Origin of the sequence: Sphingomonas radiodurans, from assembly GCF_020866845.1 — a bacterium.
GTDB lineage: Bacteria > Pseudomonadota > Alphaproteobacteria > Sphingomonadales > Sphingomonadaceae > Sphingomonas > Sphingomonas radiodurans.
Map to the genome: position 1 here is coordinate 974,973 of NZ_CP086594.1, position 12,670 is coordinate 987,642.

At 67.6% G+C, this 12,670-nt stretch carries 15 protein-coding genes; 8 read left to right on the forward strand and 7 right to left on the reverse strand.

Annotation, left to right across the window (positions count from 1 at the left end):
* The first annotated feature begins 100 nt into the window (after nucleotides 1–100).
* The 6 genes from LLW23_RS04785 to LLW23_RS04810 all read left to right on the forward strand — a co-directional run bounded on the left by LLW23_RS04785 (nucleotide 101) and on the right by LLW23_RS04810 (nucleotide 3,491).
* Nucleotides 101–739, forward strand: a complete 639-nt coding sequence (locus tag LLW23_RS04785; RefSeq protein ID WP_228947633.1) for a DUF2491 family protein — start codon at nucleotides 101–103, stop codon at nucleotides 737–739.
* Between the two features lie 10 nt (nucleotides 740–749).
* Nucleotides 750–1,163: a DUF350 domain-containing protein gene (locus LLW23_RS04790; protein ID WP_228947634.1), complete on the forward strand. Its 414-nt coding sequence runs from the start codon at nucleotides 750–752 to the stop codon at nucleotides 1,161–1,163.
* A 10-nt stretch (nucleotides 1,164–1,173) separates the two neighbouring features.
* Complete coding sequence (locus LLW23_RS04795) at nucleotides 1,174–1,728, forward strand: DUF1190 domain-containing protein (RefSeq protein WP_228947635.1); 555 nt, start codon at nucleotides 1,174–1,176, stop codon at nucleotides 1,726–1,728.
* Nucleotides 1,729–1,810: 82 nt separating this feature from the next.
* The gene (locus LLW23_RS04800; RefSeq protein WP_228947636.1) at nucleotides 1,811–2,050 is read left to right on the forward strand and encodes a hypothetical protein; all 240 of its coding nucleotides are present in this window, start codon (nucleotides 1,811–1,813) and stop codon (nucleotides 2,048–2,050) included.
* A complete protein-coding gene (locus tag LLW23_RS04805; protein ID WP_228947637.1) occupies nucleotides 2,043–3,029 on the forward strand; it encodes a sensor domain-containing diguanylate cyclase in 987 nt (328 codons plus the stop codon). The genes LLW23_RS04800 and LLW23_RS04805 overlap by 8 nt, the downstream gene beginning before the upstream one ends.
* Before the next feature lie 84 nt (nucleotides 3,030–3,113).
* The gene (locus LLW23_RS04810; protein WP_228947638.1) at nucleotides 3,114–3,491 is read left to right on the forward strand and encodes a c-type cytochrome; all 378 of its coding nucleotides are present in this window, start codon (nucleotides 3,114–3,116) and stop codon (nucleotides 3,489–3,491) included.
* Between the two features lie 116 nt (nucleotides 3,492–3,607).
* Here LLW23_RS04810 and LLW23_RS04815 read toward each other — a convergent pair whose 3' ends face one another.
* From LLW23_RS04815 to LLW23_RS04845, 7 genes are all read right to left on the reverse strand, one after another.
* Entirely contained in the window at nucleotides 3,608–5,920 is a 2,313-nt protein-coding gene (locus tag LLW23_RS04815; protein WP_228947639.1) for a xanthine dehydrogenase family protein molybdopterin-binding subunit, read from the reverse strand.
* Nucleotides 5,917–6,903, reverse strand: a complete 987-nt coding sequence (locus LLW23_RS04820) for an FAD binding domain-containing protein (protein ID WP_228947640.1) — start codon at nucleotides 6,901–6,903, stop codon at nucleotides 5,917–5,919. The genes LLW23_RS04815 and LLW23_RS04820 overlap by 4 nt, the downstream gene beginning before the upstream one ends.
* Nucleotides 6,900–7,400, reverse strand: coding sequence for a 2Fe-2S iron-sulfur cluster-binding protein (locus tag LLW23_RS04825; protein ID WP_228947641.1), 501 nt, complete (start codon nucleotides 7,398–7,400; stop codon nucleotides 6,900–6,902). The genes LLW23_RS04820 and LLW23_RS04825 overlap by 4 nt, the downstream gene beginning before the upstream one ends.
* Nucleotides 7,401–7,446: 46 nt before the next feature.
* A complete protein-coding gene (locus tag LLW23_RS04830) occupies nucleotides 7,447–7,878 on the reverse strand; it encodes a MarR family winged helix-turn-helix transcriptional regulator (RefSeq protein ID WP_228947642.1) in 432 nt (143 codons plus the stop codon).
* 243 nt (nucleotides 7,879–8,121) lie between these two features.
* Nucleotides 8,122–9,321 (reverse strand): 23S rRNA (adenine(2503)-C(2))-methyltransferase RlmN, encoded by a 1,200-nt coding sequence (rlmN, locus tag LLW23_RS04835; RefSeq protein ID WP_228947643.1) that lies wholly within the window; start codon nucleotides 9,319–9,321, stop codon nucleotides 8,122–8,124.
* Nucleotides 9,322–9,395: 74 nt separating this feature from the next.
* Nucleotides 9,396–9,854, reverse strand: coding sequence for an invasion associated locus B family protein (locus LLW23_RS04840; protein WP_228947644.1), 459 nt, complete (start codon nucleotides 9,852–9,854; stop codon nucleotides 9,396–9,398).
* On the reverse strand, nucleotides 9,851–10,492 hold the full coding sequence (locus LLW23_RS04845; RefSeq protein ID WP_228947645.1) for a histidine phosphatase family protein: 642 nt from the start codon (nucleotides 10,490–10,492) through the stop codon (nucleotides 9,851–9,853). Before LLW23_RS04845 ends, LLW23_RS04840 begins: the two co-directional genes overlap by 4 nt.
* A 216-nt stretch (nucleotides 10,493–10,708) precedes the next feature.
* Between LLW23_RS04845 and LLW23_RS04850 the strand changes: the two genes are divergently transcribed.
* On the forward strand, nucleotides 10,709–11,362 hold the full coding sequence (locus LLW23_RS04850; RefSeq protein WP_228947646.1) for an outer membrane protein: 654 nt from the start codon (nucleotides 10,709–10,711) through the stop codon (nucleotides 11,360–11,362).
* Between the two features lie 125 nt (nucleotides 11,363–11,487).
* Nucleotides 11,488–12,606, forward strand: coding sequence for a DNA polymerase III subunit beta (gene dnaN, locus LLW23_RS04855; RefSeq protein ID WP_228947647.1), 1,119 nt, complete (start codon nucleotides 11,488–11,490; stop codon nucleotides 12,604–12,606).
* Nucleotides 12,607–12,670: the final 64 nt, after the last annotated feature.

The following is a 12,670-nucleotide window of genomic DNA, read 5'->3' on the forward strand; positions in this document are numbered from 1 at the left end:
TCCCCGTGATGCGGTGCCTACATAGGGGTTCGCGCAACGCGCGCTAGCCGCCGTCGCCATGCTGTTCTAAGCGAGCGCCAGGAAACCAGCGAGGCTTTGCATGTTCGATCGCTTGTTCGGCCGCAGGTCCGGTTCGGCGGAGCCGGAATTGCCCGCCATCCGCAACATCACCATCGGGCGGACGGTCGTGCTCGATCCGCTGGCGTGGCGACGGTTCGGTGGCGCGCTGCTGTTCCCGTTCGATTCGGATACGTTGCAGATCGTCGCGCAGGGCGTCGTCCAGCTCGACGGCGGCGGCTTCATTCACCGCTTCTACACCGATGAAGACGTGATGTTTCAGGCCGTCACCAACGATCGCGCCGGGCAGGACGTGACTGACGTGACGATCTTCGCGCCGTGGGAAAGCAAATACCCCACCGGTCGGGGCGAGCGCCCGGCCTGGCGCGAGCGGCTCACCGCGCGCACCTTCACCGACGAGGGCCTGCCCGAATACAGCCGCGCCTGGTTCGGCGACGAGGCCGAGCGGCAGGATCCGGTGACCTTCTGGGAAGATCTCCACGACGATCGCGACGGGATCGTCGATCGCCGCATCTTCCAGACGTGCATGCTGTACGCCCGCACCGTCGAGGGCGACGGCCGCGAGTTGCTGCTTGCGATCGATCAGGAAACCGAAGCAGGCGAAGTTTCGTTCGAGATCATGCTAGGGATGGCGCTGGAGCTCGGCGAGTTCCGCGCATGAGGAAAGAACGATGAACGCAGGCTATAGTTTTCAGGACAGCGCGATCGCGTTCCTCGTCGCGTTCGTCGCTGCCGGGCTGTTCACGATCGCGTTCAAGGTGATTTACCAGGCCGCCACGCCGTATAATGAGCGCACGCTGATCCGCGACGGCAATGTGGCCGCAGCGATCACGCTGGGCGCGGCGCTGCTCGGCTACATCCTGCCGCTCGCCTCGGCGCTGGAACATACCGTCAGCCTCGTCGAATTCGCGGTGTGGGCGCTGCTGGCCGGCGTGATCCAGATCGTCACCTTCACCGTCGTGCAGCGGATCGTGATGCGCGACCTGGGCGAACGGATCGTCCGTGGCGAGCTGGCGGCGGCGATCTACATGGCGAGCATCTCGCTTGGCGTTGGCCTGCTCAACGCCGCGTGCATGAGCGTATGAGGACCATCTGATGAAGCGCTCGCAATCGATCGTCCTCACCACGCTGATGGCCGGCACTGGCCTGTCGCTCAGCGCCTGCGAAGGCCCGGCCGACACGCCCGTCGACGCGCGCAGCTACACCAGCGTTGCCGAATGCCGCACCGCCGGCGCGATCCCCGCCAGCCAGTGCGAGACGGCCTTTGCCGAGGCGCAAAAGGCCAACGAGCAGAACGCGCCGCGCTTCGACAACAAGCAGACGTGCGAGGAGCAATATGGCGCCGCGCAGTGCCAGCCACGCAACAACGGCAGCTTCTTCACCCCGCTGCTGACCGGCTTCATCGTCGGGCAGATGCTGAACGGCGGCGGCGGCTATCGCGGTGCGCCGATGTACCGCGACCGTGACGGCAATTTCTACGGCGGCGCCGGCAACCGCATCAGCCGCGACTATGTCAGCGGCCGCACGCAGGTCGGCTCGTCGGCATTCAACGCTTCGGCCCGCGCACCCACGCGCGTCCAGTCGCGCAGCTCGGTGATCTCGCGTGGTGGCTTTGGCGGCGGCTTCGGCGGTGGAAGCTTCGGCGGCTAGCAATCGGCGCACAGCCTCTTTCCGCAATGTTAACCCACTCGGATTAGCCCGAACTCGACGTCGCGTTGCGAGAGGATGGCCTGTGCGGATCGATCAACTTCATCCCAAACCGACCCATGCGGAGCCGCTGGAAATACCCACGGAACTGCTTGGCAGCGTTCAGCGCCACCAAGCCAATCTTATGGCGCTGATCGTCAGCCTGCAGGACGCGGGTCTGAACGAGACGATGATCGACGCGAGCGTCCGCACGCTGATCGACAGCTACGCCGCGGAACTCACGATCGCCATTCGGGAAATGGTTCGGAGCCCGATCCATGAATGACGCGCAATTGCATGACGATGATGGGCGGCTGGCGGCATTGCGGCGTCTCGCCGTGCTCGATACCGCCATCGAGGAGCCGTTCGAAAAGATCGTGACGCTCGTCCGCACCGTACTTGCGGTGCCGATGGCCACGGTGACGCTGGTCGATCGCGATCGCCAATGGTTCAAGGCCAAGCGCGGGCTGGAAGCAGACGAAACGCCGCGGTCGATCTCGTTCTGCACCCACACCATCAAGCAGCGCGAGCCGCTGATCGTCGAGAATGCGCAGCTCGACCCGCGCTTTGCCGGCACGCCGCTGGTCGCAGGGCCGCCGCACATCCGCAGCTACGCCGGCGTCCCGTTGCGCACACCGGAAGGCTATAACGTGGGATCGCTGTGCGCGATGGACACGCGCCCGCGGCAGTTCAGCCCGGCCGACATCGCTATCCTCAAGAATTTCGCGAACATCGTCTGCGACGAACTCGAGCTGCGATTGATCGCGCAGCTCGATCATCTCACCGGCGCGCTCACGCGGCGCGGGTTCGTCGAGCAGGCCGAACGCGAGATCGCCCGGTCGCGTCGCTACGACCGCCCGAGCGCGCTGATGATGCTCGATCTCGATCACTTCAAGTCGGTCAACGACACCTACGGCCACGCCGCCGGCGATCAGGTGCTGCTCCAGGTGACCGAGATCGCCAAGGTCGCGCTCCGTCCCAGCGACGTGTTCGGCCGGCTCGGCGGCGAGGAATTCGCCGTCCTGCTCCCCGAAACCAACGGCGACGAAGCGTTCATCGTCGCCGATCGGCTACGCGAGGCGATCGCCAACTACGCCGTCCGGCTGCCGAACGGCGAGCCGCTGACCGTCACCGCCAGCTTCGGCGTCGCGGCGCTCGGGCCAGCGCACACCTCGTTCCCCGCCTGGCTCGAAAGCGCCGACGCCATGCTGTACGCCGCAAAGTCGTCCGGGCGAAATTGCGCGCGGCTGGCGGCGGCGACCTGATCCTCGTTCAGCGCTCAGTCAGCGCCGAGACACGCACTGCGGTTGGCTGATATATCGGACACGGCAGCAAACGAAGGAGCGACGATGATCGGTGCGCGTACGACTGGATCGATGATGGCGCTGGCGCTCTGCGGCCTAGCCGCGCCCGCGCTGGCGCAGGACGCGAACGCCGGCGCGACGATCTTCCGCCAGCGCTGCTCGCTCTGCCACGGCGCGGCGCCCGGCGCCCGCGCTACCCTCGGCCCGAACCTGGCCGGCGTGGGCGGCCGCCCCGCCGCGAGCACCGACTTCAAATATTCCGCCGCGCTCAAGGCATCGAAGCTCACGTGGGACAAGGCGACGCTCGACAAGTTCCTCACCGCGCCAACCAAGCTCGTCCCCGGCACCCGCATGGTCATCGCCACGCCCGACGCTGCACAGCGCGCGCAGGTGATCGCCTACCTCCTGACGCTGAAGCCGTAAGCGCCGCCGTAGACCTCCCCCCGTCATTCCCGCGCAGGCGGGAATCCATATTCCAGTTCAGTGGTTATGGATCCCCGCCTCCGCGGGGATGACGAAAGAAGCGGCCACAGAACCCGCTAAAGAATCTTGTCCAACGTAATCGGCAGATCCCGCACGCGCTTGCCCGTCGCATTGAACACCGCATTGGCGACCGCCGCAGCGACCCCGGTGATGCCGATCTCGCCGATCCCGCGCGCGCCCAGTGGCGATCGCGGATCGGGGATATCGGTCCACATCACGTCGATTTCGGGCACGTCGAGGTGCGCCGGCACGTGATAATCGGCGAGCGACGGGTTCATGATCCGCCCGCTGCGCTCGTCGAACAGCGTCTCCTCGGTCAGCGCGAGCCCAAGCCCCATGATCATCCCGCCGCGGAACTGGCTTGCCGCCGTCCGGGGATTGAGGATCGCGCCGCAGTCGAACGATCCCAGCAGCCGGTCGATCCGCACCTCGCCCGTCACGTCACTCACGCGCAATTCGCAGAACATCGCCGCGGTGCTGTGCATCGCGAACTTCAGCATCTCGAGCGGCGCAGTGCCTGCCGCAGTGACGGTCACCACGTCGCGATTGGCGCGCGTCAGGATCGATCGGTAGCTTTCGTGCCGGCTCGCATCCGTAGCGCTGCCGATCCCCTCCTGCCCCAGCCGGATCTCGCCCGGCCTGAGGCCAGCAAGCGGACTGTCGTTGCCCGCGAGCCGCAGCAGCTCGGCCGGCAGCTTCTCCGCCGCCGCCAGGATCGCGCCGGCCAGCGACACCGTCTGCGCCGATCCGCCCGCCATCGGCGCCGCCGGCAGCGCCGAATCGCCCATCTCGACGCTCACCGCGTCGAGCGGCAGCCCGAGCCGATCCGCCGTCTGCTGCGCGAGCACCGTCGCGGTGCCCATGCCCATTTCCTGCGCCGAGCAAGCAATCACCGCCGTGCCGTCGCGCCGGATCGTTAGCCGCACGTTCGCGCCCGGCATCCGGATATAGGGGAAGCTGCCACTGCCGCAGCCCATGCCGATCCGCCATTCGCCGTCGCGCCGATCGCCTGGCGTCGGCGAGCGCCGCTCCCACCCGAACCGCCCCGCGCCGTCCTGCCACGCCTTCACCGGCGCATGCTGCGAGAAGGGCGCGCCCGACACCGGATGCTTGTCGGGCAAATTGCGCAGCCGCAGCGCGATCGGATCGAGCCCCATCGCATGTGCCAGCTCGTCGACCGCGCTTTCCAGCGCGAACGTGCCGATCGCCTCGCCCGGCGCGCGCATGAACGTGTTCGGCACCACCGCCAGGTCGATGTGCCGCTGGATCATCTCGAAGCTCTTCGAGCGATACGCCGCGCGCGATCCCAGCGTATATTGCTCGGGGCACGCGCCATAGGTCGGCATCACCGACCAGCCGTCGTGCAGCAGCGCGGTGAACCGCCCCTCGGCATCCGCGCCGATCGCGACATGCTGCTCGGTCGGCGTACGCCCGCCGATGATGCGGTACACGCCCTCGCGGCTCAGCTGCAGCCGCAGCGGGCGCTTGACCATCCGCGCCGCCGCCACTGCGACGATCTGATGGTCCCAAACCCCCTTGCCGCCGAATCCGCCACCGACGAACGGCGACAGCACGCGAACCTGCTCGCGCTTCACGCCGAAGACCTTGGCGAGCGTCGCCGCTTCGCCCGCGATCATCTGCGTCGTGTCGTGGACGGTCAGCTCATCCCCCGCCCACGCAACGGTCAGCGCATGCAGCTCGATCGCATTATGGTTGTGCCCCGGCGTCCGATAGATCGCGTCCACCTTGTGCGCGGCATTGGCCAGCTCGCGCTCGGCGCGACCGACGGACAGGTGATTGCGGTCGATCAGGATCGAAGGGATGATCCGCGCCCCGGGCTTCGCCGCCTCGAACCGCGTTTCGGCCGGCGTGGTCTCGTATCCGATTTCGAGCAGCGCGGCAGCGTGATCGGCCTGCTCCTGCGTCTCGGCCACCACCACCGCGACCACCTGGCCATTATAATGAACCTTGTCGTCCTGCAGGATCGGCAAGTCGCTGTTGCCGACCGCGCTGGTGTCGGTCATCGAAATCAGCGCCGGGCTGGTGATCCGCGGCATGTTGCGATGCGTCACCACCAGCACCACGCCCGGCGCCGCTTGCGCCGCCGCGGTATCGAGCCGCGTGATCCGCCCGCGCGTCACCGTGCTGTGCACCAGCGTCGCGTAGCAGAGCCCGGGCATCGCCACTTCGGCGGAGAAGCGCGCCTGCCCCTTCACCTTTGCCGCGCCGTCGAGCCGTGACGCTTGCCGCCCCACCTCGCCGCGCTTGCCGATCAGCGGATCGGGCGTGCCCCCGGGCAGCCACCCCGCCGGCACCCAGCCGAGCGCGGTACGGACCGAATCGACGATGACATTCTGTACCCGGCTCATGCGCGAACCCCGCTCAATTCGGTGAGAACGGCGACGAGCGTTCGCTGCGCCAGTGCGACCTTGAAGGCATTCCCCGGCAACGGCGCAGCATCCGCCAACTCGGCAGCGGCAGCCGCAGCGAACGCCTGGGGCGTCGCCAACTCGCCGCGCAACGCCGCCTCAGCCTTTACCGCGCGCCACGGCTTCGGCGCGACGCCACCCAAACCAAGCCGCACATCGACGATCCGATCGCCGTCCAGCACGATCCCCGCCGCGACGGAAACCAGCGCGAAGGCGTAGCTCGCCCGGTCGCGCACCTTGCGATACGCCGATCGCGCCGCAAGCTCGGACGGCGGCAGCTCGATCGCGACGATCATCTCGCCCGGTTCCAGCACCGTCTCCAGTTCCGGCGTATCCCCCGGCAAGCGGTAGAACTCGGTCAGCGGCACCACCCGCGTGCCGCCCGCGCTCGCCAGATGGACGCGCGCATCGAGCGCCACCAGCGCCACCGCCATGTCCGACGGATGCGCCGCGATGCACGCCGGCGACCCGCCGAGGATCGCATTGTACCGCACGAAGCCACCCCGCGCGTCGCAGCCGCTGCCAGGCGCGCGCTTGTTGCAGCGCGATCCCGCCGCATCGGCGAAATACAGGCAACGCGTCCGCTGCAGCAGATTGCCGCCCATCGTCGCCATGTTGCGGATCTGCGTCGATGCGCCCGCCAGGATCGCGCGCGCCAGCATCGGATAGCGCGTCCGGATCATCGGGTGCGCCGCAACCGCGCTGTTGCGCGCCGCCGCCCCGATCATCATGCCGCCGTCCGCCGCTTCCTCGATCGCATCCGGCAACCCCGAAACGTCGACGAGCACGCTCGGCGCCTCGACGCCCTTGCGCATCAGGTCGACCAGATTAGTCCCCCCGCCCAGCGCGCGATGGCCATCGCTGGCAAGCTTCGCGATCGCGTCGGCCGCGCTGCTCGCGCGCAGATACGATACCGGCGTCATGCCGCGCGCTCCGCGGCAACCGCCATGATCGCATCGACGATGCCGTTATGCGCGCCGCAGCGACACAGATTGCCGCTCATCCGCTCGCGCACTTCCTCGCGCGACAGCGTCGCGGGGGCGGCGAGATCGTGCGTGATATAGCTCGGCAGCCCTGCCTCAAGCTCCGCCAGCATCGCCGTCGCCGCGCAAATCTGCCCCGGCGTGCAATAGCCGCACTGGAAGCCGTCATGTTCGAGAAACGCCGCCTGCAACGGGTTCAGCCCGTCGCTTCCCAGCCCCTCGATCGTCGTCACCGAGCGCCCGTCCACCTGCACTGCCAGCGTCAGGCAAGACAGCGCCCGCTCCCCATCGATCAGCACCGTGCAGGCGCCGCACGCCCCCTGATTGCAGCCGACCTTGGTGCCGGTAAGGTGCCGCCGCTCGCGCACTAGATCGAGCAGCGAGACGCGCGCGTCCTCGGGCGGCTCGATGTCGGTGCCGTTGATCCTGATCGCCATGAGCCTCTCCCTCGGTGTCAGGAAGATATCACGAACTTCGTACTATTCAAGGATCGGCGGATGTAATCTTCGTCATCATCGCGATCATGTCGCGTCGCTCCTGCGCGGTCAGCGGCCCGAGCATCCGCCGATACAGATTACCATACATCGCCGCGAGCCGATCGACCCGCCCCTGCCCCGCCGGCGTCAGCTGCAGTGCCACCGCGCGCCGATCCGCCGCCGGCCGCTGCCGCGCGAGCAAGTCGCGCTTCACGAGACGATCGGTCGCCGAGGAAATCGTGGTATTCGCAACGCTCAGGAACCGCGCCACGTCGCTCGGCCCGCAGCCGGGGTGCCGCGCGACATAGAACAGCACTTGCTTGTCGAGTTCGTTGAGCGGCTTTTCCGGCCCCAGCGCCTCGGCCAGCTTGTAGCGCCGCGTGAACAGGTCGAACGCATCGCCCAGCGCAGCAAGTTCCTCGTCGGTCGGCGTCGTCATCCCACCGACATAAACGCAAGCCCCGCCCCCGTGCCAGCCGCTTCGTTATGCGGCACTTCCGCGATCCCGCACCCGCAGAAGCTTTGCATCATGCACGCGGTAGTAAGAAAACTCGTCACCCCGGCCTTGAGCCGGGGTCCCGCTTCTTGCCCCGCCATCGCAAAGGCAGCGGGATCCCGGGTCAAGCCCGGGATGACGTAAGCTTGAAAATCTAGCGCCGCCGGAAACGACGAACCAGAAACCCTACCCCAACGCCGCCATCTTCTCCTCGGCCAGTCGGTCCAGCTCCGCCCGGCTCTTCTTCTCCGCCGCGGTCTTCAACTGCCCACAAGCCGCATCGATATCGCGCCCGCGCGGCGTCCGCGTCGGCGCCGAGATGCCCGCCTCGAACACGATGTTCGAAAACGCCCGGATCCGCTCGGGCGTCGAACATTCGTACGTCGCACCCGGCCACGGATTGAACGGGATCAGATTGACCTTCGCCGGCAGCCGGTAATGCCGCAGCAGCCGCACCAGCTCGCGCGCATCGGCATCCGAATCGTTCTTGTCCTTCAGCATCACATATTCGAACGTGATCCGCCGCGCATTGTTGGCGCCCGGATAATCCGCGCATGCCTGCAGCAATTCCTCGATGCCGTACTTGCGATTGAGCGGCACGATCTCGTCGCGCACTTCCTTCGTCACCGCGTGCAGCGATACCGCCAGGTTCACCCCGATCTCCGCCCCCGCGCGCGCCATCATCGGCACCACGCCCGACGTAGAGAGCGTGATCCGCCGCTTCGACAGCGCGAGGCCGTCGCCGTCCATCACCACCGCCAGCGCGTCGCGCACGTTCTCGAAATTGTACAGCGGCTCGCCCATCCCCATCATCACGATGTTGGTCAGCATCCGCCCCTCGGGCTGGCTCGGCCATTCGCCCAGCGCGTCGCGTGCCAGCATCACCTGCCCGACGATCTCGCCCGCGGTCAGGTTGCGCACCAGCCGCATCGTGCCGGTGTGGCAGAACGTGCAATTGAGCGTGCAGCCGACCTGGCTCGACACGCACAACGTCCCCCGATCCGCGTCGGGGATGAACACCATCTCGTATTCCTGCGCGCCCTGCCCGTCGTTGACGTCGGATCGCAGCAGCCACTTGCGCGTGCCGTCGGTCGAAACCTGCGCCTCGACCACTTCCGGCCGCCCGATCACGAACCGCTCGGCCAGCCACGGCTGCTGCGTCTTGGCGATATCGGTCATCACCGAAAACTCGGTCGCGCCGCGATTGTAGATCCAGTGGAAGATCTGCTTGCCGCGCAGCTTCGCCTGCTTCGGCTCGAGCCCGCCGGCGGCCAGCGCCGCGCGCACGGCGTCACGCGACAGCCCGACCAGATCGACGCGACCGTCCGCGCGCGGCGTCACGACGCGCGCAACGGGCACGGGATCGATGTGCCCGGGAATGGGCATGGGCGCGGCCGACAGTGTTTGCATGCGCCCGATATAGCGCGAAACGGCCGCACTTTCCAGCGCCTGCTATGGCGTCACCTGGCACACCCCAGCACCGCTGCATCGATCGCCGTCGCCGCCCCGCCCAGCGCGTAGCTGTCCGCGAACGGCCGCCCGCGTGTGCTCACCCCAGACACGCTCATGCTCCGCCCCCCACGCATCGCCGCCACGATCGCGCGGTCGGTCGCGGCATCCGGCGCCCACGCGGCGCGCGCATTCCCCGCCAGCGCAAAGCGCCGCTCGCCGATCGCCAGCGTCACCGGCGCCGCCACGTCACGTGCCGTCGACAGCCGCACGAACAGCGCCGCGCGCCGGGTGCTCCCGAACCGCGCCGCGACGCTCGCAAACGGCTTCGGGCCCCCCGATCGCGCGCCCACCGCCGCGCTGATCGCGTAGCAGCGCGGCGGACGGGCATCGCGAAATGCCCCCCACGCATCGTACACGCCGATCGCCGTCCGATTGCCCGTGAGCAGCAGCGCGAACAGCAGGCTCAAGCCGGCGCATGCCCCGTGCCGAGATGCACCACCGTCTCGCGCCCGCGCTCAAGCATCGTCACCGTGCCTTGCGGATGCGACCCGCACACCGGCGCGCCGAAGCCGTCGACCGGCGCGCCCGTCATCACGCCGCGCATCACCCGGCTGGAAATGCCATGCATGATCACCAGCCGGTCGCCCGCATCGTCCGCCGTATCCGCCAGCCAGCTCGATACGCGCGCCGCAAGCGCCTCATACCGTTCGCCATCGGGCGCCACGCGCAACAGCCCGCGCTCGTCGATCACTGGCCCCACCTCGCCGATGACGTCGGCGTAATAGCGCCCGCCCCAGCTCCCCATGCCGATCTCCATCAGCCGGTCGTCGTGTCGCGCGTCGTGCCAGTCGAGCTCCAGATGCTCCGCGACGATCGCCAGCGTCTGCAGCGCGCGCCCGGCCGACGACGCCCACATCGTCAGCGTCGGTTTCGCGCCCAGCGCCGCGCGCAACGCTCGCCCCATTTCCTCGGCCTGCGCGAAGCCGGTGCGCGTGAGCGGCGTATGGTGCGCATCGCCCTGCAACCGCCGCGCGGCGTTGAAGACGGTCTCGCCATGCCGCGCGACGAAATCGCGCCCGCGGCGCTCGGTAGGGATGGTTGCCATGGCCCCGCTTCTTGGTCGCCGGCGGCACGAAAGCAACGGATTTCGCCCGCCACTCCGTTCGTCGTGGGTAAGCGCCACCCGCCCCGCTTCAAGCCCCTGTGGCGCAGAAGCCACGGAAATCGTTGTTTATCTGAGGTTCATGCAACGTCCGCCGCGATCACCCATTTGGGCTTTCCCTGCCGACGCAAACCGGCAGGTCAACGAATGGAGTTTCTTATGCGTAAGCTCATCTTGGCGACGCTTGCCGCCACCACTGCCGCCGTTGCGGTTCCTGCTGCCGCGCAAGACGCCGGCCCCTTCACCGGCCCGCGCGCCGGCGTGATCCTCGGCTATGACGCGCTGCGCCCCGGCGACACGCAGGATTCGCTCGTCCGCGGCGATCAGGGCAGCGACGGTTTCCTGTACGGTGGCGACATCGGCTATGACATCGGCTTCAACAATTTCGTCGTCGGTGTCGAAGGCGAAATCACCGGCTCGACCGGTCGTGTCGACAATGATCCGCGCGATCCCAGCGCGTTCGGCTACGGCCGCGTGAAGGCCGGGCGTGATCTGTACGCCGGCGCGCGCGTCGGCTTCATCGCCGCGCCGACCACGCTGGTCTACGCCAAGGTCGGCTACACCAACGCGCGCCTCGATCTCACGCGCAACGATACGGTCACCGAGACCGGCCAGAACTTCAATCTGGACGGCTATCGTGTCGGCGCCGGTGTCGAGCAGTCGCTGACACCGAACACCTACGCGAAGCTCGAGTATCGCTATTCCAACTATGGCGATGCACGGCTGAACTATCCGAACGGCGCCAGCACCGGCACCTTTGGCGTCGACACCGATCGCCATCAGGTCGCTGCCGGCGTGGGCTTCCGCTTCTGATCATTAACGAAACGGAACTATCCACGGAAAAAGAAGGGCCGGGGCGCTTGCTCCGGCCCTTCTCGTTTGTCTAGGAAACCGGGGAGTTGCCCTTGGTCGAATCCGCGGGCCGGGGGACGTGTATCATGAAGGCGACGATCGAACGCGCGACGCTCCTAAAGGGGCTGAGCCATGTCCAGTCGGTGGTGGAGCGCCGCAACACCATCCCGATCCTCTCGAACGTCCTGCTCGAAGCGACCGCCGAAGGCTCGCTCCGCCTGATGGCGACCGACCTCGATCTCCAGATCAACGAAAACGTCGCCGCCGCGGTCGATCAGCCCGGCGCCACCACCGTCTCCGCGCACACGCTGTTCGACATCGCGCGCAAGCTGCCCGAGGGCGCGCAGGTCGCGCTGTCCGCCGCCGACGGCCGCATGTCGATCGTCGCCGGCCGCGCACGCTTCTCGCTCGGCACGCTGCCGCGCGATGACTTCCCCGTGATCGCCGAGGGCGAACTACCGACCCAGTTCGAGATGCCCGCCGAGCTGCTCAAGCAGATCATCGACAAGACGCGCTTCGCCATCTCGACCGAAGAGACGCGCTACTACCTCAACGGCATCTTCCTCCACGTCGCCGATGGCGAAGGCTCGCAGCCGGTGCTCAAGGCCGCCGCGACCGACGGCCACCGCCTCGCCCGCGTCACGCTCCCCCGCCCCGTGGGCGCGGAGAATATGCCCGACGTGATCGTGCCCCGCAAATGCGTCGCCGAACTTCGCAAGCTGCTCGACGAGGTAGACGGCTCGGTCGGCGTGTCGCTCAGCGGCACCAAGATCCGTTTCGATCTCGGCAAGGCGGTGCTCACCTCGAAGCTGATCGACGGCACCTTCCCCGATTACAGCCGCGTCATCCCGACCGCGAACGACAAGATCCTGAAGCTCGATCCGTCCGCCTTCATGGAAGGTGTCGACCGCGTGTCGACGATCGCCACCGAAAAGACCCGCGCGGTGAAGATGGCGCTCGATCGCGACAAGATCACGCTCTCGGTCACCAGCCCCGAAAACGGCACCGCCGCCGAGGAAGTCCCCGGCGAATATGTCGCCGCGCCGTTCGAGATCGGCTTCAACAGCCGCTATCTGATGGACATTCTCGGCCAGATCGACGGCGACGTGGTGGAAGTCCACCTCGCCGACGCCGCCGCCCCCACGCTGATCCGCGAAAACGACAAGGCGACCGCGCTGTACGTCCTGATGCCGATGCGGGTGTAACCGTTCCACCGTCACCCCGGCCTTGAGCCGGGGTCCCGCTTCTTCCCCCCGTCGGATGTAGCGG